The organism is Austwickia sp. (genome assembly GCA_016699675.1).
In the GTDB taxonomy this organism is placed as follows: Bacteria; Actinomycetota; Actinomycetes; order Actinomycetales; family Dermatophilaceae; genus Austwickia.
On sequence record CP064985.1, the window covers coordinates 4,279,230 to 4,300,870 of the forward strand.

15 protein-coding genes and 1 pseudogene are annotated in these 21,641 nt (G+C 71.0%); 8 read left to right on the top strand and 8 right to left on the bottom strand.

What is annotated here, in order from left to right; all coding sequences use genetic code 11:
* Positions 1-53: 53 nt before the first annotated feature.
* The 4 genes from IPK37_19540 to alaS form a co-directional block, all read right to left on the bottom strand.
* Positions 54-902 carry a shikimate dehydrogenase gene (locus tag IPK37_19540; protein ID QQS00920.1) on the bottom strand — a complete coding sequence of 283 codons (849 nt, stop codon included), beginning with the start codon at positions 900-902 and terminating at the stop codon, positions 54-56.
* A 65-nt stretch (positions 903-967) separates the two neighbouring features.
* Complete coding sequence (mltG, locus tag IPK37_19545; protein ID QQS00921.1) at positions 968-2,119, bottom strand: endolytic transglycosylase MltG; 1,152 nt, start codon at positions 2,117-2,119, stop codon at positions 968-970.
* A gap of 10 nt (positions 2,120-2,129) precedes the next feature.
* Positions 2,130-2,621, bottom strand: a complete 492-nt coding sequence (gene ruvX / locus IPK37_19550; GenBank protein QQS00922.1) for a Holliday junction resolvase RuvX — start codon at positions 2,619-2,621, stop codon at positions 2,130-2,132.
* 1 nt (position 2,622) lies between these two features.
* Positions 2,623-5,331: an alanine--tRNA ligase gene (gene alaS, locus IPK37_19555; protein ID QQS00923.1), complete on the bottom strand. Its 2,709-nt coding sequence runs from the start codon at positions 5,329-5,331 to the stop codon at positions 2,623-2,625.
* A 476-nt stretch (positions 5,332-5,807) separates the two neighbouring features.
* Between alaS and IPK37_19560 the strand changes: the two genes are divergently transcribed.
* The 5 genes and pseudogenes from IPK37_19560 to IPK37_19580 all read left to right on the top strand — a co-directional run bounded on the left by IPK37_19560 (position 5,808) and on the right by IPK37_19580 (position 11,775).
* Positions 5,808-7,448 (top strand): ABC transporter substrate-binding protein, encoded by a 1,641-nt coding sequence (locus IPK37_19560; protein QQS00924.1) that lies wholly within the window; start codon positions 5,808-5,810, stop codon positions 7,446-7,448.
* Between the two features lie 364 nt (positions 7,449-7,812).
* Positions 7,813-8,739 carry an ABC transporter permease gene (locus IPK37_19565; protein QQS00925.1) on the top strand — a complete coding sequence of 309 codons (927 nt, stop codon included), beginning with the start codon at positions 7,813-7,815 and terminating at the stop codon, positions 8,737-8,739.
* Positions 8,732-9,676 carry an ABC transporter permease gene (locus IPK37_19570; protein ID QQS00926.1) on the top strand — a complete coding sequence of 315 codons (945 nt, stop codon included), beginning with the start codon at positions 8,732-8,734 and terminating at the stop codon, positions 9,674-9,676. The genes IPK37_19565 and IPK37_19570 overlap by 8 nt, the downstream gene beginning before the upstream one ends.
* 22 nt (positions 9,677-9,698) lie before the next feature.
* A complete protein-coding gene (locus IPK37_19575; GenBank protein ID QQS03032.1) occupies positions 9,699-10,757 on the top strand; it encodes an ABC transporter ATP-binding protein in 1,059 nt (352 codons plus the stop codon).
* Positions 10,750-11,775, top strand: a pseudogene (locus tag IPK37_19580) (dipeptide ABC transporter ATP-binding protein). The gene IPK37_19575 and the pseudogene IPK37_19580 overlap by 8 nt, the downstream one beginning before the upstream one ends.
* Before the next feature lie 260 nt (positions 11,776-12,035).
* Here the strand turns inward: IPK37_19580 and IPK37_19585 are convergent.
* Positions 12,036-13,355: a replication-associated recombination protein A gene (locus IPK37_19585; protein ID QQS03033.1), complete on the bottom strand. Its 1,320-nt coding sequence runs from the start codon at positions 13,353-13,355 to the stop codon at positions 12,036-12,038.
* 307 nt (positions 13,356-13,662) lie between these two features.
* Here IPK37_19585 and IPK37_19590 point away from each other — a divergent pair, with 307 nt between their 5' ends.
* Together IPK37_19590 and IPK37_19595 are read left to right on the top strand one after the other, a co-directional pair.
* Entirely contained in the window at positions 13,663-15,879 is a 2,217-nt protein-coding gene (locus tag IPK37_19590) for an MMPL family transporter (GenBank protein QQS00927.1), read from the top strand.
* 1 nt (position 15,880) lies between these two features.
* Positions 15,881-16,780, top strand: coding sequence for a GNAT family N-acetyltransferase (locus IPK37_19595; GenBank protein ID QQS00928.1), 900 nt, complete (start codon positions 15,881-15,883; stop codon positions 16,778-16,780).
* A gap of 272 nt (positions 16,781-17,052) precedes the next feature.
* Here IPK37_19595 and IPK37_19600 read toward each other — a convergent pair whose 3' ends face one another.
* The gene (locus tag IPK37_19600; protein ID QQS00929.1) at positions 17,053-18,255 is read right to left on the bottom strand and encodes a DUF480 domain-containing protein; all 1,203 of its coding nucleotides are present in this window, start codon (positions 18,253-18,255) and stop codon (positions 17,053-17,055) included.
* A 50-nt stretch (positions 18,256-18,305) separates the two neighbouring features.
* On the opposite strand from IPK37_19600, the gene IPK37_19605 reads away from it, so the two are divergent.
* A complete protein-coding gene (locus IPK37_19605; GenBank protein ID QQS00930.1) occupies positions 18,306-19,025 on the top strand; it encodes a GNAT family N-acetyltransferase in 720 nt (239 codons plus the stop codon).
* Here the strand turns inward: IPK37_19605 and IPK37_19610 are convergent.
* Positions 19,003-19,434, bottom strand: a complete 432-nt coding sequence (locus IPK37_19610) for an HAD-IA family hydrolase (protein ID QQS03034.1) — start codon at positions 19,432-19,434, stop codon at positions 19,003-19,005. The genes IPK37_19605 and IPK37_19610 overlap by 23 nt on opposite strands.
* Before the next feature lie 203 nt (positions 19,435-19,637).
* Entirely contained in the window at positions 19,638-21,494 is a 1,857-nt protein-coding gene (gene aspS, locus IPK37_19615) for an aspartate--tRNA ligase (GenBank protein QQS00931.1), read from the bottom strand.
* Positions 21,495-21,641: the final 147 nt, after the last annotated feature.

Below are 21,641 nucleotides of genomic sequence, written 5' to 3' on the forward strand. Positions count from 1 at the left end.
CATGCTGCCAGAACGCCGAACGACCCCCGCAATCCGTCCGTCGCAACGGGGGCTCAGTGCAAGAGCTCGATTCCGGTGGCCCGTTCCAGGGCCGCCCGCATCGCCGGCACGGGCGGGTACGCCTCGGTCATCAACCACACCTGCTCGGCGGCCTGGTGCAGCAGCATGTCGAGGCCCGACAGCACCCGGGCGCCACCGGCCTGCGCCCAGGTCGCCAGGGCCGTGGGCCACCCGCCGTACACCACGTCCATGACCAACGCCCCCGGCCCGGGTGCGCCGGCGCCCCCCGCGGGCAGGCCGAGATCGGTGCCGGTGGGCAGGGTGCTGACGACGAGTTCGAAGTCTCGGCCGTACGACGGAAGGTCGGCCAGGGGCAGCTCTCGCGTCGCCAGCCCGGCGCTCCGGGCGACCGCTACGGTCTCCGGCCGCGCCTGCGCGCGGACGCCGAACGCGACCGCGCCCACCCCCAGCTCGGCGAGCGCCGCGCACGCCGACCGTGCCGTAGCGCCCGACCCCAGCACCAGCGCCTCCCCGGCCGCCGGCGCGCCCGCCTCGCGGAGGGCCCGCATCAGGCCGTACGCGTCCGTGCTATCGGCCAGCCAGCCCGTCCCGCGGCGCAAGAGGGTATTGGCGGCTCCGACCAGCCGGGCCCGCTCCGTCGCCCCCGCCGCCACCGCGAGGGCGGCCTCCTTGTTGGGCATCGTGAGCGACAGCCCGACCCACTCGGGTCCCAGCCCCGCCAGAACCTCGGCTACGGTCGGCTCGCCGGCCCCCCCGGCAGCGATGCGCTCGTAGTGCCAGTCGGACAGCCCGAGCGCGGCGTACGCGGCCTCATGCAGGACCGGCGAAAGGCTATGCGCCACGGGCGAACCCAGCACCGCCGCCCGCCGTCCCCTACCCATTCGCGTCACCCTAGTCGACGGCGGATGCTCGCCCGGCCCCGCCCCTCACCGGAGTTGCCGGGCGCTCAGCACTTCCCCGGGTGCTGGCCGCACCAGGTGCGCAACCGCTCCACCTGGGTCTCGTGCTCGGCGAGGGTGTTGGTGAAGACGGTCTCGCCGGAGTCGGGGTCGATCGTGACGAAGTAGAGCCAGCTCCCGTCCGCCGGCCGCGCGGCGGCCTTGATCGCGGCGTCGCCGGGGGCCCCGATCGGCGCGGCCGGCAGCCCGGGGATCACGTAGGTGTTGTAGGGGTTGCGGTTGCCGCGCATCTCGTCGGAGGTGAAGACCTTGCCGGGCCGCTCCTGCACGCCGTACGCCGCGGTCGAGTCGAGCTGCAGCGGCATCGGCGGGTTGGCCGCCAGGCGGTTCTCCAGAACCCGGGCGACCTTGGGCCGGTCCTCGTCCCGGCGGGCCTCGGCCTCGACCAGGCTCGCGATCGTGAGGACGCGCTCGGCCTGGTTGGATCCGACCCCGAGATCGGTGAGCCGCTCTTGCGTCTTGGCCACCATGTCCTTGAGCTGGTCCACGGGCTTCTTGGCCTTGTCGAAGGTGTACGTCGCGGGGAACAGCCACCCCTCCGGGTTGCCCTTGGTGGCCGGCGGGAGCCCGAGGACGGCGGGATTGGCCACGGCCTGCTTCTCGACGGCCTCGTAGTCCGCGCGCGCGATCCCGGTGGCCTGGGCGAGGGCGTCATACACCTCGCTCTTCCACAACCCCTCGCGGATCGTGACCTTCCAGACGTCGCGGTTGCCGCCGCGCAGCATCGAGAGCGCAGAGCTCGCGCGCATCTCCTTCTTGAGCTGGTAGGTGCCGGGCTGGATCTCGTCGCCCTTGGTGCTGGCCAGGGCGTCGGTGAAGGCCTGCGACGTCATGATCACGCCCGAATCGACCAGCGTCTTGGCGATCGCTGCGCCGGTGTCGCCGGGCTTGACGACGACCGTGACCGACCCGGTGCCCTCGCCCTGGTAGTCCTTCGGCGCGGCCCAGCGCTCGTAGATCGGCTTGAAGACCGTGACCGCGAACACCGCCCCCGCGACGAGGAGGGCGAGGAGCAGCACGAGGATCACCGGTCCCCGCCGACGCTTGCGCGGGGACCGGGGGTGGGATCCGCGCCGCGGGTGATGCGCGCTGGCATCGGCCGGGCGGCCGAAGATGTGCTCGTCGAGTGGCGCCGGCATGTCTCGTTTCCTACGTCGTCGACCGCGCGGTCCGCGGCTTGCGGGAGTCTACCTGCTCCCCCGCTGGTGAGCCCGTCGCCCGTTCGGTGTCGAGGGCGGCTTGGAGGATGGTGACCGCCGCCTGCTGGTCCACGACCGCCCGATGGGTGCGTCCGGCACGGCCCGCCTCGTGCAGGGCGCGGTGGGCGGCGACGGTGCTGAGGCGCTCGTCGACGAGCCGTACGCCGATCGGGCGCACCCGCTTGGCCAGGGCGCGGGCATACTCGCGCGCCTTGGCGGCCGCCGCCGTCTCCGCGCCGGACATGTTGCGGGGCAACCCCACGACGATCTCAACCACCGCATAGTCCACCGCGAGCGCGGCGATCGTGAGGAGGTCGGCGGAGCCGCCCCGATCCCGGGGCACGGACTCCACCGGCGTCGCGAGCAGGCCGTCGGGGTCACTGACGGCGACGCCCACCCGGGCCTCCCCGACGTCCACGCCGAGCCGGCGTCCCGGCCGCACGTCAGCCGGTCACCTTCTGCCCGACGGCGTGTTCGATCTGGCGCAGCGCCTCGGCCACCTTCGTCGCGTCGGTGCCGCCGCCCTGCGCGACGTCGTCCTTGCCGCCGCCGCCGCCGCCGAGCACCTGCGCGGCGACCTTGACGAGTTCGCCGGCCTTGACGCGCCACTCGCGGGCCTTGTCGTTGGTCGCGACGACGACCAGCGGCCGGTCCTTGACCACCGAGGCGGCCGCCACGACCACGGGCCGGTCCCCCTGGCTGCCGAGCCGGCCGCGCAGGTCCAGCACCAGGCCGCGCAGGTCGTCGCCGCCGACGCCCGCTCCGGCGTCGTGGGTCAGCACGGTGACACCGAAGACGTCCTTGGCCTGCTCGATCAGCGCGCCGGCCTGCGCCAGCACCTGCTGCTGGCGCATCGTCGCGATCTCCTTCTCGGCGTCGCGCAGCTTGGCCAGGATCGAGTCGATGCGCTCGGGCAGCTCCTCGGGGCGCGCCTTCATCGCCTCGGTGAGCTGGCCGACGATGACGCTCTCCCGCGCCAGGTAGGTGTAGGCGTCGGCACCGACCAGCGCCTCCACCCGCCGTACGCCGGAGGCGATCGACGCCTCCGAGAGCAGCTTCACCACGCCCAGCTGGCCGGAGCGCTGCGCGTGCGTGCCACCGCACAGCTCGCGCGCCCACTCCCCGACCGACACCACCCGGACCTCGGCGCCGTACTTCTCCCCGAACAGCGCCATCGCGCCCGAGTCGACCGCCTCCTGCTGGGTCATGACCTCGGCGTAGACCGGCAGGTCGTCCAGGAGCTTCGCGTTGACCTCGGCCTCGACGTCGCGCAGCACGGTCGCTGGCACGGGGGCGCCCGCGTTGAAGTCAAACCGGAAGCTGCCCGGGCGGTTCAGGGAGCCCGCCTGCGTGGCGGTCTCGCCGAGCGCCTCGCGCATCGCCTTGTGCACCATGTGGGTGGCGGTGTGCGCCCGGGAGATGCCCCGGCGCCGTTGGATGTCGACCTGGCCGACCGCGGCCTCGCCCACGCTGACCTCGCCGGTGAGCACCCGCGCCCGGTGCACGACCAGCCCGGTGATCGGGGACTGCACGTCGTCGACCTCGACCAGCGCGCCGCCGGCCAGCTTGATGAGGCCGCCGTCGGCGAGCTGGCCGCCGCCCTCGGCGTAGAACGGCGTACGGTCGAGGACCAGCTCGACCTCCTCGCCCTCGCGAGCGGCCGCGGCACCCTCCCCGCCGACCACCACGCCGGCGACGGTCGCCTCGGAGACCACCTCGGCGTACCCGGTGAACTCCACCGCCCGCCCGAGCCGGTCCGCGATCTCGCGGTAGGCGTGCTGGTCGCCGTGGCCCTGCTTCTTGGCCTGGAAGTCGGCCTTGGCGCGCTGCCGCTGCTCGGTCATGAGCCGCCTGAAGCCGTCCTCGTCAACCGCCAGGCCCTGCTCCGCCGCCATCTCCAGGGTCAGGTCGATGGGGAAGCCGTAGGTGTCGTGCAGCTTGAAGGCGTCGTCGCCGGAGAGACGCTGCCCGCCCGAGGCCTTCGTCTTGGTCACGGCCGTGTCGAGGATCGTCGTGCCGGAGGTCAGGGTTCGCCGGAAGGCCTCCTCCTCGGCGTACGCGATCTGGCTGATCCGCCCGAAGTCCCGCTTGAGCTCCGGGTAGGACTTGCTCATCCGCGCCATCGAGACGGGCAGCAACTCGGGCAGCGCCGGGTCGTGGACGCCGAGCAGGCGCATGGACCGTACGGCGCGGCGGATGAGGCGGCGCAGCACGTAGCCGCGGCCCTCGTTGCCGGGGGTCACCCCGTCGCCGATCAGCATCATCGAGGAGCGCACGTGGTCGGCGACGACCCGGAACCGTACGTCGTCGCCGGGGTTCGTCCCGTAGGTCCGCCCGGCGATCTGCTCGGCCCGCTCGATGACCGGGTAGACCTCGTCGATCTCGTAGAGGTTGTCCACGCCCTGCAGCAGGTACGCCGTGCGCTCCAGGCCCAACCCGGTGTCGATGTTCTTGGCGGGCAGCGGCCCGACCACCTTGAAGTCGTCCTTCGCCACCACGTCGGCGATCTCCTCGGTCTGGAAGACGAGGTTCCAGATCTCCAGGAAGCGGTCCTCGTCCGCCTCCGGTCCGCCGTCCGCCCCGAACTCCGCGCCCCGGTCGATGTAGATCTCGGAGCACGGACCGCCCGGACCCGCGACGCCCATGTGCCAGTAGTTGTCCTTAAGGCTGCGGCCCTGGATGCGCTCGGGCGGTACGCCGACGCTGCGCCACAGCTCGATCGCCTCGACGTCGCCGTCCGGATAGTCCGGGTGATGCCCGGCGCCCAGCACGGTGACCCAGACCTTGTCTGCGTCGAAGCCGTAGCATCCGGAGGCCTGGGAGCCGGTGACGAGGTCCCAGGCGTAGCGGATGGCGCCTTCCTTGAAGTAGTCGCCGAACGAGAAGTTGCCGTTCATCTGGAAGAACGTGCCGTGCCGGGTGGTCTTGCCGACCTCCTCGATGTCCCCGGTCCGCACGCACTTCTGCACGGAGGTGGCGCGGGCGTACGGCGGCGTCTCGTGGCCGAGGAAGTACGGCTTGAAGGGCACCATCCCCGCGTTGACGAACAACAGGTTGGGGTCGTCGTAGAGCAGCGGGGTGCTCGGGACGACGGTGTGCCCGTTCTTCTCGAAGAACGCGAGCCAGCGGCGCCTGATCTCGGCGGTTTCCATCGGTGAGTCCTTGCAGGCAGACGGCGGGGAGACGACGTGCGCACGCCCGGGGACCCGAACGCGCGACTCGCCCCACACTACTGGGCCCTCCCCAGGCCGACCGAGCCCACCGGGCGCGTATCGGGGCGCGTATCGGGGCGCCGCCCGCACGGACCGTACGGCGCGCGGGTCACGCCCACAGGGCAGTCGAACGCGCAGGATACCCGGCCCGGCCGGGCCCGCGAGGGGCAAACACACCGGATCGGTCCCGAGGGGTCCGTTGGCCGCCACATTCTCCCGGCGACTGGTCACGATTCTGTCTCGTTAGCCTACGAGCTGTGCAAACTCGCTCTATGTTGTCCCAGAGTCCTCCAATCCGCGGGCCGCGCAACGGATCGCGGATGGAGGTCGTGGACAAGGCGGTCCCGACCCTGTGGGATCGCTACCCCCCAGCAGTCCGCGTCACCCGGGCGCGGACCCGTGTAGGAGGTTCATTCATGCGAGGAAAGACCCGCGCGGCCGTCGTGGTCGGCCTGGCTTCGACCGCGCTTGTTGCGGCGTCCTGTGGTGGCGGCGGAAGCGCTCCCGCGGACACCGCCTCCGGCGGAAAGGGCGGCGGCGAGATCAAGATCCGCGGCTGCAACCCGCAGAACGACCTCATCCCCGCCAACACCAGCGAGACCTGTGGCGGCGACGTCCTCGACCTCACCACGTCGAAGCTCGTCTACTACACGCCGGAGTCCGGCAAGGCAGAGAACGACATCGCGGAGAAGATCGACACCACCGACAGCAAGACCTTCAAGGTCACGCTGAAGAAGGGCTACAAGTTCTCCGACGGCACCGAGGTCAAGGCGAAGAACTTCATCGACGCCTGGAACTACGCCGCCTACGGCCCCAACGCGCAGAGCTCCGGGTCCTTCATGGAGCCGATCGACGGTTACGACGAGGTCTCCACCAAGACCGCGACCGTCAAGGAGATGAAGGGGCTCAAGAAGGGCGCCGACGACTACAGCTTCGACATCACGCTCAAGTCGCCGTTGTCGGACTTCGCCGGTCGCCTGGGCTACACGGCCTTCGCGCCGATGCCGGACGCGTTCCTGAGCAACCCGAAGGGTGACTTCGGCAAGAAGCCGATCGGGGCGGGTCCCTACAAGGTGACCCAATGGGACGCCAACGCCCAGATCGTGATGGAGAAGAACAAGGACTACTCCGGCAAGTTCGGTGGCCAGGCCGACAAGATCACCTACAAGATCTACCAGGACTCCGGCGCCGCCTATAAGGACGTGCAGGCCAACAACCTGGACGTGACCAACGACTACCCGTCCGAGGCCATCGTCGGCGGCCGGTACAAGACCGACCTGCCGGACCGGTGGGCGCTGCGCACGGACGCCGGCGTGGTGCAGTTCGTGGGCTTCGCCTCGCCGAAGGCCGACCCCGCGATCCAGAACCCCAAGCTTAAGCAGGCCATCTCGATGGCCATCAACCGCCAGCAGATCATCGACACGGTCTTCAACGGCGAGCGCAAGCCGCTGGCGGGCTGGGTTGCCGCGAAGGCGGTCGGTGATTACCAGGAGAACGCCTGCGGCGAGTACTGCGTCTACGACAAGGACAAGGCGCAGGCCAAGCTCAAGGAGGCGGGCGGCTACACGGGCACGCTGACGATCTCGTACAACGCGGACTCGGGCCACAAGCAGTGGGTGGAGGCGACCTGCCAGTCGATCACCAACACGCTCAACATCCCCTGCCAGGGCGCCCCCGCGGTCGACTTCAAGACGTTCCTCAACGCCCTGAAGAAGCGCGAGACGAAGGGCCTCTACCGCTACGGATGGCAGATGGACTACCCGCTGCCGGAGAACTTCCTGGGCCCGATCTACAGCAAGAAGGCCATCGCGGACGGCAGCAACTACAACGACTACGACAACCCCGCCTTCGACAAGAAGCTGGAGGAGGCGGCGCAGGCCAAGTCGGCCGCTGACGGCGCCAAGCTCTACTTCGACGCCGAGAAGCTACTGGCCGAGAACATGCCGGTCGTGCCGCTGTGGGGCGCCTCCGCTCGCGCCGGGTGGTCGAACAAGGTGACCAACGTGAAGATCGACGCGTTCGGCCGCCCCGACTACCGCAACGTCAAGCTGAAGTGACCGCGGCTGCATGGACCCGGCCGGTCTGCGGCCGGGTCCATGCAGGCATCCTGTTTCGGCCTGCGCGGACCGTGGTGCGCGCGGGCCGATGTCATGCACGCGGGCCGTCCCCCATGCGGCGGTGGCGCGACGCCGAGCGATACTCGAGTCCGGATCGCGTTGCGTTTCATGAAATGTGCGACTTCCCGGCGGATCCGCTGCGCGTCGTCCGGACCCGGCGGTATGGTCGCAGAAATTCACCGGAATCGGTCCGATTGCCCCATCTGGCAGCCCACCGCGTCCACCCCGCCAGCCCATTCTCGGCCGCGACCCGGCAGCGGCGCCGCACAGCGGATCTGCCGCCACAGACCTTGAAGGAGGTGTCGTGGGCAAATACGTGATCAGGCGCCTCTTGCAGATGATCCCCGTGGTCCTCGGCGCGACGTTCCTGATCTTCGCGATGGTGTTCGCCCTTCCCGGCGATCCCACCGACGGCAAGTGCGGGGAGCGGCCCTGTTCACCGGAGTACATCGCGAAGTATCGGGCCGACCACAACCTGGACGACCCGCTGGTGGTTCAGTACGGCAAGTACCTCGGCAAGCTCGCGCAGGGCGACCTGGGCACCAACTACTTCAACAACAAGGTGAGCGACGAGCTGCTGCAGCGTTATCCGAACACGGCCAAGCTCGCCGCGGTCGCCATTGGTTTCGAGATCCTCATCGGGATCGGCGTGGGCGTCCTGGCCGGCACCCGCAAGGGCGGCCTCATCGACACGGGGGTGATGTTGGCGACCCTGGTCTTCATCTCGATCCCCATCATCGTCATCGGGCCCGTCGCGCAGATCGTGTTCGCGATCAAGCTCGGCTGGTTCCGCCCCACCGTGTCCTACGAGACGCCGTGGAACGAGCTGCTGCTGCCGGGACTGGTGCTCGCCACCCTCTCGATCGCCTACGTCGCTCGCCTCACCCGCACCAACCTGGTGGAGAACCTGCGCGCCGACTACACCCGCACGGCCATCGCCAAGGGCCTCACCCGGCGCCGCGCCGTCGGGGTCCACACGCTGCGCAACTCGCTGATCCCGGTCGTCACCTACATCGGCGCCGACTTCGGCAGCCTGCTGGGCGGCGCCATCGTCACCGAGCGCATCTTCAACATCCAGGGCGTCGGCACGATGATCTTCACCGGCATCGCCAACCGCGACGGCCTGTCCGTCGTCGGTGCCGTGACGGTCCTGGTCTTCGTCTTCCTCTTCGTCAACCTGCTCGTCGACCTGCTGTACGGCGTGCTCGACCCCAGGATCAGCCATGACTGACGCGCCCGCCATCGCGGCTGCGCAGGACCCGCAGACCCAGCACACCGTCGAGGGCGGCGAGGCCGCACCAGGCCGGTCCCTGTCCCAGGACGCCTGGCGGCAGCTCCGCCGGCGCCCGTTGTTCTGGGTGTCCGCCGTGCTCATCGTCGTGTTCGTGACGATGGCCGTCGCGCCGCAGCTGTTCACGTCCGTCAACCCCGAGAAGGGCACGCTCGACCGGTTCAACAAGACCCCGGGCACCGACGGGGCGATCTTCGGCTTCGACCACCTCGGCCGCGACGTCTACGCCCGCGCCGTCTACGGCGCCCGGGCCTCGATGATGGTCGGCGTCCTCACCACGATCGCCACGGCCACCCTCGGCAGCCTCCTCGGCGTCCTCGCCGGCTTCTACGGCGGCTGGCTCGACGCGCTGTTGTCTCGGATCACCGACATGGTCTTCGCGATCCCCATGCTGCTCGGCGGGATCCTCTTCATGTCGACGTGGCCCAGCCGGCCCAACGACCCCTACTTCATCATCGTGCTCAAGGTCGTGCTCGTGCTCATGCTGTTCGGCTGGCCGGGCATCGCGCGGCTGATGCGCAGCTCGGTGCTGCAGATCAAGCAGAACGAATACGTGCTGGCGGCCCGCGCGCTGGGGGCCTCCCCCTTCCGGGTCATCACCCAGCACATCCTGCCCAACGCGATGGCCCCCGTGATCGTCGTGGCGACGATCCACCTGGGGTCCTACATCGCGGCGGAGGCGACGCTGTCCTTCCTCGGCATCGGCCTCACCTATCCGGCCACGTCCTGGGGCACGGCGATCAACGACTCGCTGCCCTGGTACCAGGCCTTCCCGCACAACCTGCTCTTCCCCTCGCTGTTCCTGAGCCTGTGCGTCCTGGCCTTCATGACCCTCGGCGACGTCGTGCGCGACGCCTTCGACCCCAAGCAGCGATGACGAGGGCACAACGATGACGACGATGCACACCAGTGGCGGCAGCGGCGCGAGCGCGAAGAGGCCTGCCGCGGCGACCAGCACCGAGTTCGCACGGGTCGGGGACGCCCCCTTGCTCGACGTACGGGACTTGTACGTCGACTTCCACACCGACGACGGCGTCGCCCACGCGATCAACGGCGTGAGCTTCCAGCTCCAGCCCGGGGAGTCCCTGGCGATTCTCGGCGAGTCCGGCTCCGGCAAGTCGGTGACCGCCCAGGCGATCATGGGCATCCTCGACATGCCGCCGGCGAAGATCCCGAGCGGGTCCGTGAAGTACAACGGCCACGAGCTGCTCACCATGGACGAGGACAAGCGCCGCAAAATCCGTGGCCCGGAGATCTCGATGATCTTCCAGGACGCGCTGAGCTCGCTGAACCCTGTCTTCCCCGTCGGCTGGCAGATCGCGGAGATGTTCCGGCAGCACCGGGGCGTGAACAAGTCGGACGCCTACGCCCAGGCCGTGCGGCTCATGGAGCGGGTCCAGATCCCGGCGGCGCGGCAGCGCGTCAAGGCCTACCCGCACCAGTTCTCCGGCGGGATGCGGCAGCGCATCATGATCGCGATGGCGATCGCGCTCGACCCCGCGGTGCTCATCGCCGACGAGCCGACCACGGCCCTCGACGTGACCGTCCAGGCGCAGATCATGAAGCTGCTGGAGGATCTGCAGGAGGAGCGCCAGATGGGGCTCATCCTGATCACGCACGACCTCGGCGTCGTCGCGGACGTCGCCGACCGGATCGCGGTCATGTACGCCGGGCGCCTCATGGAGACCGCCGACGTCTACGAGCTGTATCGCCGCCCGGCGCACCCTTACACCAAGGGGCTGCTCGACTCGATCCCGCGCCTGGACCAGAAGGGCCAAACGCTGGCTGCCATCGGCGGGTTGCCGCCGAACTTGCTGCGGATGCCGACGGGCTGCCCGTTCAATCCGCGCTGCCGGTACGTCCAGGAGGTCTGCCGCCAGGACCTGCCCGAGCTGCGCGAGATCGTCCCAGGCCGCCGCTCGGCCTGCCACTTCGCCGAGGAGGTCTACGGTGGCTGAGAACTCTGCGCAGACCCGGCAGGGCGAGCCCATCCTCGTCGCCGAGGACCTGGTCAAGCACTACCCGATCAAGGGCGGCGTGCTACGGCGTACGGTCGGGGCCGTCAAGGCCGTCGACGGCGTGAGCTTCACCCTGCACAAGGGCGAGACGCTCGGCATCGTCGGCGAATCCGGTTGTGGGAAGTCGACGCTCGGGCGGCTCTTGATGCGGCTGGAGGAACCCACCAGCGGCAAGGTGACGTTCAACGGCGTCGACATGTATGCCCAGAAGGGCTCGGCGATGCGGCGGCTGCGCCGCGACATCCAGATCGTCTTCCAGGACCCCTACACCTCGCTGAACCCCCGCAAGACGGTCGGCGACATCATCGGCGAACCGTTCAAGATCCACCGGGACGCGGTGCCGAAGGGCGGCTACGACAAGGCCGTCCGCAACCTGCTCGACGTGGTCGGCCTCAACCCCGAACACATCAACCGCTATCCGCACCAGTTCTCCGGCGGCCAGCGGCAGCGCATCGGCATCGCCCGCGGCATCGCGCTCAACCCGAAGGTGCTGATCTGCGACGAGCCGGTGTCCGCGCTGGACGTCTCGGTCCAGGCCCAGGTCGTCAACCTGATGGGCCGGCTGCAGCACGACCTTGGGCTCAGCTACCTCTTCATCGCCCACGACCTGTCCGTGGTCCGGCACATCTCCGACCGGGTCGGCGTCATGTACCTGGGCAAGATGGCCGAGCTGGGCGAGGAGGACCAGATCTACGGGCACCCGACCCACCCCTACACCCAGGCGTTGCTGTCGGCGGTGCCCGTGCCGGACCCCTCGCTGCGCGGCAAGCGCGAACAGATCGTCCTCAGCGGGGACGTCCCCTCGCCCGCTAATCCGCCCAGCGGCTGCCGCTTCCACACCCGCTGCTGGAAGGTGCAGGAGCGGTGCAAGTCCGAGGAGCCGCAGCTGATCATGCGCCCCGACGGGATGGGCGAACACCAGTCCGCGTGCCACTTCGCCGAGCCGCGCAAGGTCGTCGAAACCGTGGACGTGAGCCACATCGACGCCCCCACCGGCACAATCATCAGCGACGACCTCGCCGCGGACGGCACGATCAGCGACACCGCGATCGACAAGCTCGACCCGCTCGCCGCGACGAACGCCGACGAGCGGGTGGCTAACGAGGCGGGCGGGTACGTCGGGGGCGAGTCGCCGCATCCCACGGGCCAGGAGCCCACCCGCAGCGGGTTGATCACCGACTCGGGCAGCTCCGAATAGCCCGGCGAGCGGATGGGCGGTTAGCGCAGTCGGTCGCGCAGCCAGGCCCACCGCTCGATCATCCGGGCCTCGAAACCGCGGTCCTTGGGGTGGTAATAGTCGGCCGCGGCGGCCAGGTCGTCGGGCAGGTACTGCTGGGTGGCCACCGAGTCGGGCTCGTCGTGGGCGTATCTGTAGCCGGCGCCATGGCCCAGCCGCTCCGCCCCGGCGTACCCGCTCCCCCGCAGGTGCGCCGGCACCGCGCCGCCCTTGCCGGCCTTGACGTCGGCGATGGCGGCGCCGATCGCGGTGTAGACCGCGTTCGACTTGGGCGCGAGGCAGTTGTGCACGACGGCCTGCGCCAGGATGAGCCGCGCCTCGGGCATCCCTATCTGCGCGACCGCGTGCATCGCGGCGACGGCGGTCTGCAGCGCCGTCGGGTCCGCCATCGCGATCTCCTCGCTGGCCGAGATCACGATGCGCCGGGCGATGAACCGCGGGTCCTCCCCCGCCTCCAACATCCGCGCCAGGTAGTGCAGCGCCGCGTCCACATCGCTGCCGCGCATCGACTTGATGAACGCGCTGGCCACGTCGTAATGCTGGTCGCCCGCGCGGTCGTAGCGGACCGCGGCGTGCTCGACGGCCTGCTCGACGTGCGCCAGGCTGATCGGGGCAGGGTCGCTCGGGTCGGGCAGTCCGCGCCCCGCCCGCCGGGCGTCGAGGGCCACGCCGGCGGCCGCCTCCAGGAAGGTCAGCGAGCGGCGCGCGTCGCCGCCGCTCATCCGTACGACGTGCGCCCGCGCCTCCGGCGCCAACTCGTAGGCGCCGCCCAGCCCCCGCTCGTCCGCCAGCGCCGCGTCGACGACCGCGCCCACCTCGTCGTCGGTGAGCGACTCCAGCCGGATCAGCATCGAGCGCGAGAGCAGGGGTGAGATCACCGAGAACGAGGGGTTCTCCGTGGTGGCGGCCACGAGGATGACCGTCCGGTCCTCGACGCCGGGCAGCAGCGCGTCCTGCTGCGCCTTGCTGAACCGGTGGATCTCGTCGAGGAAGAGCACGGTCTGCCGGCCGTACAGGTCTCGGGTCCGGCGGGCCCCGTCCATCACGGTGCGGACGTCCTTCACGCCGGCGGTCACGGCCGAGAGCTGCACGAACTCGCGGCCCGCGGCCCGCGCCACGAGATGCGCCAGCGTGGTCTTTCCCGTCCCCGGCGGGCCCCAGAGGATGGCGCTCAGTGGGCCCGCCGCGCCGCCGTGCCCCTCGATGAGCCGACGCAACGGGCTGCCCGGCCGCAACACCGAACCCTGCCCCTGCACCTCGTCGAGCGTCCGGGGCCGCATCCGCACCGCCAGCGGCGCCATCAGCTCCGCCGGTGACTCGGCGCCGGGGTCCGCGGGGCTGGCGAACAGGTCTGGGGTGTCCACCCGGCCAGTCTGGCACTGCCCACCGACGGCCCCCCGCGCCCGCCCTGGATGCTCACGGTGCCCCGCGCGCTGGCGGTTGCGGTTAGCGCTCACAGTTGCGCTGAGCGCTGGCGGTTGCGCTGAGCGCTCACGGTTGCGGTGATAACCACCACCGTGAGCGCTATCCGCACCGCTCAGCGGGAGGACGGGCGTCCCCGGTGCGCTTCCTGCGACACCGCGGCCCAGCTGGTGAGACAGTAGGACCGTGACCGCCGAACACCCGTCTCGACCTGCACGGACGCCCGTCCTGCAGGCGGTCGGCGCCGCGCTGGCGCGGCACGCCAAGCTCGTCGTCGTGGCCTGGATCATCATCACGGCCCTGTGTTACGCCGGAGCCACGGGGGCGCTCGGCGTACCGTCGTTGTTCTCCCGCCTGCACCAGGCGGAGCCCTACGTGCCCAGCGAATCCCACGAGGGAACCGACCTCCTGACCGGCGCCGCCGACGCGGGGCCGAGCGTCCTGATCCGGGTCGACGGCGCCCCCAGCACCGACCCGGCGGTGGCGAGGGCCGGAGCCGACCTGCAGCGGCGCATGGCGCAAACGGCGAGCGTCACGTCGGTGCGCTCGCCCTTCGTCGTGCCCGGTGGCGCCAAGACGCCGCAGACGGCGCCGCTGTTCGCCAAGGACGGTACGTCGTTCATGGTGGTCGCCGTCCTGGACAAGGACCTGTCCCAGACCCGACGCTACGAGCTCGCCCAAGACCTGGAACGGCAGGCCAAGGACGCGTTCACCGGCATCGGCACGGGCCCCGCGGCCCGGGTGAGCGCCGGCGGCGGGGTGACCTTCCTGCACGACATGACCGGCCAGATCCAGGCCGACCTGGCTCGCGGCGAGGGCCTGGCCCTGCCGCTGTCGCTGGTGGTCATGGTGTTCGTCTTCGGCGGCTTCCTTGCGGCGGGCCTGCCCATCGTTGGGGCGGTCGCGGCGATCGCCGGCGGGCTGGCGAGCCTGTGGGGGTTCTCGTTCGTGACGGAGCTGGACGCCACCGTCGTGAACATCACGACCCTGCTCGGGTTGGCGCTGTGCATCGACTACGGGCTGCTCATCGTGAGTCGGTTCCGCGAGGAGGTCCGCCGGGTGGCGCCGCACCTGAGCCGGGACGAGCTGGACCGGGATCACCTCATCGAGGCCACGGCGCACACGGTGGCCACGGCGGGCCGCACGGTGTTCTTCTCCGCGGTGATCGTCGCGATCTCGCTCGCCGGTCTGACGGTCTTCCCGGCGCCGGTGATCCGTGCGGTCGGCCTGGCCGGAGTGACCGTGGTGCTGGTCGCGCTGCTCGTGGCGCTCACGCTGGTCCCTGCGCTGTGCACCCTCGGCGGCCGCCGCATCGTCCGGCTACGCAGCGACGACTCCCCCGACGAGGGACTGTTCGCGCGGCTGGCGCGGTTCGTGGCGCGCGCCTACCTCCCGGTGGTGCTGCTCAGCGCGGCGCTGCTCGTGGCGCTGGCCTGGCCGTCGCTGTCCATGCGGCAGGTGTCCTCGAGCACCGAACTGCTGCCGGCGGCGAACGCGCAGCGACAGTTCCTCGAAGGGGCCCGGCGGGACTTCCCGCTGACCACGGAGCCGACCGCGATCGTGGTCGCCCGCGCGAGTGAGGCCGAGCTCACGGCGTACGGTCGCGACGTCGCCGCGGGTCTGCCGGGGGTGAGCGGCGTGGACCCCGTCCGGCGGGTGGACGCCGAGCACGTGGCGATGGGGGTGCGCGCCGAGACCGCCGCGCCGGGCAATGACGTCGGGCGTCGCATCGTCGACGACCTGCGCGCGCACCGCCCGGCGTACCAGACCTGGGTCACCGGCTCCGACGCCCGCCTGGCGGACTACCTCGACGCGATCGGGGCGCGGGCGCCGTGGGCCATCGGCATCGTCGCGCTCGCGACGGTGGTGCTGATGTTCCTGATGACCGGCTCGCTGGCGCTGCCGACCAAGGCGCTGCTCTTCAACGTGCTCTCCCTCGGAGCGAGCCTGGGCGTGCTGACCTGGATCTTCCAGGAGGGGCACCTTCAGGGCGTGCTGGGCTTCACCTCGACGGGCGGCGTCGAATCGGTGACGCCGGTGATCATGCTGGCGTTCGGGTTCGGCCTGGCGATGGACTACGAGTTGTTCCTGCTGTCGCGGATCGTCGAGTTGCACGAGAAGGGGTACGACGACGCGCGGGCCGTCGAGCTCGGGCTGCAGCGCTCGGGGAAGATCATCACCTCGGCGGCGCTGCTCATCCTCATCGTGCTCGGCGGGCTGGCGTTCGCGAAGATGCTGATCGTGCAGCAGATCGGCATCGGGCTCGCGATCTCGGTGCTGCTGGACGCCACGTTGGTGCGGATGCTGCTCGTGCCCGCCACGATGCACCTGCTCGGCCGCTGGAACTGGTGGGCGCCGGCGCCGATGAAGCGCTGGTACGAACGCCACGGGATCGCGCACTGAGGTGACCTCGTCAGACTTCGGCGACCGCGCGGGCGTGACATCCGCCGGATCGAGGCGCGGCGGGTTGCGCGCGGTGGCGACCCGGGCGGAGCTGCTGGCCATGGTGGGGGACGACCCGTTCCTGCGGTACGACGTGCTGCCGCGCCCGGAGCGCGCCTGGGCGCTGGGCGACGCCGTGGCGGTCACGCGGATCGGCCATCGGGGTCAGCGCGGCATCAGCGCCTGGGTGCGACCCCCGGACGACTACCGCGCCGGGGCGCTCCTCGACGCCGCCGGCGAGCAGCGCCTCGACGCCCTGCTCGCGGCGCTGCTCGGTCGGGGCGGGGCGGAGCGCGGGGTGGCCGGCGTGAGCGTGCCGCTGGGGAGTGCCCACGTGCTGGAGCGCCACGCGCGCACCGGCGGCGGCGGGGACTGGGAGTGGATGTGGACGCGGTGGGAGCCCCCGGCGTACGGGCTGGAGGACGCGCTCGTCGAGCTGTCCGACGTCGCGGACGCCGACGAGATCGCGGCGCTCGCGGCGGCGGAGAACCCGCTGTTCGAGGGCGAGCCAGGGACGGGCCGCAGCGAGCGTTGGCTGGGGGTGCGCGATCCAACGGGCCGCGTAGTCGCGTGCGGGGCGCGGCACCGCACGCGCGCCGGCGCGCCGCACCTGTCGGGGATCCTGGTGGCCACCGCCGTCCGCGGTCGGGGCTACGGCCGCGCGATCACCGGCGCGCTCACCCGCGAGAGCGTGCGTGCCGAGGGGGTGTGCACGCTGGGGATGTACGCCGATAACGACGTGGCGCGCGGCCTGTACCACTCCCTTGGTTACGTGACCGCGCACGCCTGGTCGAGCCGCCGCCTGGCCGAACCGCCTCGTGGTCGCACCGCCGCGGCGTCGAGCCGCCGCCTGACGCACTGATCGCCCACCACACCGACCGCTCACGACCTGCGGTTTTGGTGCCATGGCACCCTTTGCGCAGGTCACGAACGGTCACCCCGCCCCGTTGTCCACAGGCCGACCGCTCACGACCTGCGGTTTAGGTGTCATGGCACTCTTTGCGCAGGTCAACGGTCGCTGGGAACCTCGGGGCGGACACCATGCGGCCGGCGACGGCGACGCTCGACCCGTGCCACGTGTCCGATGCGGGCCCTGAGGCTCACCAGAGGCACATGGGCTCGGCTGACGAGAGTTCATCCGGCGGTGCGGGCGAGGACGTACAGGCGGTCGGTGGGGTACTCCCCCGGGGTGGCTCCGCGGACGTACCACTCCGCCACGCTCAGACCGGCTTGCGTAATGGCCTCGCGCACCTGCCCCGCGTCGTGCAGGACCAGGTCCAGGTCGACCTCCGCGCCGGCAATCTCGGACTCGTGCGCCACGTCGTCCCCCACGTGCAGGGCCAGCGCCAGCGTGCCGCCCGGGACCAGCACGCGAGCGAGCGCGGCGAACGTCTCCGCCAGCTCGGACGGCGCCAGGTAGACCAGGGAGTACCAGGCCACGATCGCTCCCCAGCCCGACGCGGTCGGCGGCCGCAGCAGCCGGCGTAGGTCCCCGACCTCGAACGTCAACTCGGGGTTGCGCTGCCGGGCCTGCTCGACCATGGCCGGCGACAGGTCGTAGCCGACCACCTCGGCATCCCATGCCGCCAGGTGCGCGGTCACGACACCGGGACCGCAGCCCACGTCGGCGACGGGCCCCTCGGCCAGCTCCGCGACGCGGTCCACCAGCCACCGGTCGAACGCCCGTTCCGCCCAGATCTCCTCCCGGCCCTCGGCGTACCCCGCCGCCGCCGCGTCGTACCCCACCCGCACCCGCGCATCCCGCGCCGCCGCGCCGTCCGCGAGGACGCTCTCCCGGTCGACGGCCGGCACCGCGTCAGCCGCCGCCACCTGCTCCGATTCCACCGGCCCGAGCAGATGCACCCAGCGGTGATCGTGCTGGCCGGGCAGCCGCGGCAGCTCCCGCACGAGCCCGCGCTCCGCCAGTCGGGTCAGCACCTCTTCGACCTCGGCGCGGTCGGCGAAAGGGTGCAGCCGTTCGGTGCGGGTCTTCAACTCCCCCGGCGCGTTGGGCCCGCGCAGGAGCAGGACGGTCAGCAGCGCCCGTTCGTCGCCGGCAAGCTCGAGCTGTTCGTCGAGGCGTTGGTGGTACTTCAGCGTCCGCTGCCCCCGGTCGGCGACGACCACCCGGATCAGCTCGCGATGCTTGAGTTCCCTTGCGCAGGCTTCCAGTTCACGGTCCTCGTACGTCGTGACGGGGTCCCGACTGGAGGACTGGTTGCAGGCCGTGCGCAGGGCGTTGAGTGAGAGCGGGTACGTCGTGGGCACCGTGACCTGCTTCTCCATCAGCGCGCCGAGGATCCGTTGCTCCATGGGGCTCAACTCCAGGTCCACCATGGGCCCAAATTAACGTCGTCGCACCCTCGGCGACCAGCGAGACTGAACCTATGACGCGGCGGAACGAATTCGGCCAACCGATCGGCGACCCGACGGGCGACATCACGGCCCGGCGTCCCGAGCCGACGTCCCTCGCCGGTCGCACCTGCCGTCTCGACCCGTTGCGCGCCGAGGACGCGGCCGGGTTGTTGGCCGACCTGCAGGCCGGCGCGGGCGATGAGCAGTGGACCTACATGTCCTACGGTCCCTGCCGCACCGTAGCCGAGGAGGAGACGGTCATCCGCGGACTCGTCCAGGACGGCGACGTCGTCCCGTTCGTCATCCGGGACCGCTCGGGCGCGCCGATCGGGACGGCCAGTTACCTGCGCATCAATCCCCCGGGCGGCACGATCGAGGTCGGCCACATCATGTACGGCGCGGGCGCGCGCCGGGCCGCCCCGGCGACCGAGGCGATGTATCTGCTGGCCCGGCACGTCTTCGACGACCTGGGCTACCGCCGGTACGAGTGGAAGTGCGATGCCCTCAACGCCGGCTCCCGGGCCGCGGCGGAGCGGCTGGGTTTCACATTCGAGGGGGTGTGGCGCAAGGCCCTCGCCTACAAGGGGCGCAACCGGGACACCGCGTGGTACGCCATGACCGACGACGACTGGGCGCGCCTCCGCCCGGCGTACGAATCCTGGCTCGCGGGACTCGACGAGCACGGCCGCCAGTCGGCGCCCCTGGCCTGCCGAGAGGCCCCGGTCGGGACTACAGCAGGCCGTACGTCGTGAAGATGCGGCGCAGCGTCGCCCCGTGGTCGTGCTGCGGCACCACCTCGGCGCGCAGGCCCACCGACCGGGCGCCCGCGACGTTGTCCTCGCGATCGTCGACAAAGAGCAACCGGTCCGCAGCCAGCCCGAGACGGTCCACGATGGCCGAGAAGTACGCCGGGTCCGGCTTGGCCGCGCCCAGCTCGTAGCTGTAGAAGCAGCCGTCGAGCACCTCCTCGTAGCGCAGCACCTCGCGCATGTGCGCCGCCCGCACGGACTGCTGGTTGGTCGCGAGGTAGCAGGCCGTGCCCCCGGCCCGCACGTCGGCGACCACCGCCAGCGCGCCCTCGTCCAGCTCGATCCGCAACCACGGGTTGAGCACGTCGTCGACCGTGCAGGTCAAACCGTGCTCGTCGAGGTACGCCTGCATGTGCTCGCGGAAGTTGCCCTCGCCCCGCAGCGACGGCCGCTCGATCTCGAAGCAGGCCTCCGGAAAGCCGTCGCCGCCGAGGGCGTGCAGCACGACGTACCAGTCCTCCGGCGTCCGCTGCAGCACCCCGTCGGCGTCGATGAGCACCGCGACCGGGCGCGCTTGCTGCAGCAAGCGCGCCCGGTCCCCTTGTTCCGTCGAGGTCATGACTGCTTGGGGTTGACCTCGGGTGCGCCCTGCGGCGCGGGGCCGTCGCCCTCGCCCTTGCCGCCCTTGGGTTGCGGCTTGGCGTCCACTCCGGCCTCCTTGCGCTGCTCCGGGGTGATCGGCGCCGGCGCCTCCGTCAGCGGGTCGAATCCGCCGCCGGACTTGGGGAAGGCGATGACGTCGCGGATCGAGTCGTACCCGCCGAGCAGCATGACGATCCGGTCCCAGCCGAACGCGATGCCGCCGTGCGGCGGGGCCCCGAAGGCGAACGCGTCGAGCAGGAAGCCGAACTTCTCCTGCGCCTGCTCCTGCGTGAGCCCCATCACCTTGAAGACGCGTTCCTGCACGTCGCGACGGTGGATACGGATCGAGCCGCCGCCGATCTCGTTGCCATTGCAGACCATGTCGTAGGCATACGCCAGGGCCGGTCCGGGGTCGGTGTCGAAGGTGTCGAGGTACTCGGCCTTGGGCGAGGTGAACGCGTGGTGCACCGCCGTCCAGGCACCCCCGCCGACCGCCACGTCACCCGCGGCGACGGCGTCTGACGTGGGCTCGAACAGCGGGGCGTCGTTGACCCACAGGAAGCTCCAGGCGGACTCGTCGATCAGGCCACACCGCTTGCCGATCTCCAGACGGGCGGCGCCGAGCAGCGCGCGGCTCGGCTTGGGGGCGCCGGCGGCGAAGAAGATGCAGTCGCCGGGCTGGGCGCCGGTGTGCCCGGGCAGCGCCGCGAGCTCGGCCTCCGACAGGTTCTTGGCCACCGGCCCGGCCAGCGTGCCGTCGTCGGCGATGGTGATGTACGCTAGGCCCTTCGCCCCGCGCTGCTTGGCCCACTCCTGCCAGGCGTCGAAGGTCCGCCGCGGCTGGCTTCCGCCGCCGGGCATGACGACCGCGCCGACGTAGTCGGCCTGAAAAACCCGGAAACTGGTGCCGGCAAAGAGCTCCGTGCAGTCGACCAGTTCCTGGCCGAACCGCAGGTCGGGCTTGTCGGTGCCGAAACGCGCCATCGCCTCGGCGTACGCCATCCGCGGGAACGGCGTCTCCAGCTCCACCCCAATCAGCTGCCAGATCTCGCGCACGACGGCCTCGCCCACCTCGACGACGTCGTCCTCGGTCACGAAGCTCATCTCGATGTCGAGCTGGGTGAACTCGGGCTGCCGGTCGGCGCGGAAGTCCTCGTCGCGGTAGCAGCGCGCGATCTGGTAGTACCGCTCCATCCCCGCCACCATCAGCAGCTGCTTGAACAGCTGCGGGCTCTGCGGCAGCGCATACCAGCTCCCGGGCGACAGCCGCGCGGGCACCAGGAAGTCGCGCGCGCCTTCCGGGGTCGAGCGTGTCAGGGTCGGCGTCTCGATCTCGACGAAGTCGCGGGCGTCGAGGACCCGCCGGGCGGCCTGAGAAACCTTGGAGCGCAGTCGGATCGCGTGGCCGGCGTTGTGCGCGCCGGGCCGCCGCAGGTCGAGATAGCGGTAGCGCAGCCGCGCCTCCTCGCCGACGGTCGTGCGCTCGTCGATCTGGAACGGCAGCGGCGCGGCCTCGGAGAGCACCTCGATCTCGCGCGCGACCACCTCGATCTCGCCGGTGGGCAGGTCGGGGTTGACGTTCTCCGCGCCGCGCCGGGTGACCTCGCCGGTGACGCGCACACAGAACTCGTTGCGCAGCCCGTGTGCGGCGCCGGAGAGCACCTCGTCGCGGGCGACGACCTGCACGATGCCGCTGGCGTCGCGCAGGTCGATGAACTCGACGCCGCCGTGGTCGCGCCTGCTGGCGACCCAGCCGGTCAGCGTGACGGCCGTCGGCGGAGTGGTCACGTCCGCGGCGCGCAGGGATCCGGCGGTGTGCGTGCGCAGCATGCGCTGTTCCTTTCTGATGCCCCCGCATAGACGGTGCGGGGCGCGGCGATTCGGTGCGCCTTCACTGTACGTGGTGGGCGGTGGCCGCCCGAAGTCGGTTTCCTCCGACCGGGCCCCAGGACGAGCCGTGCGACGCGTCGGACCGCG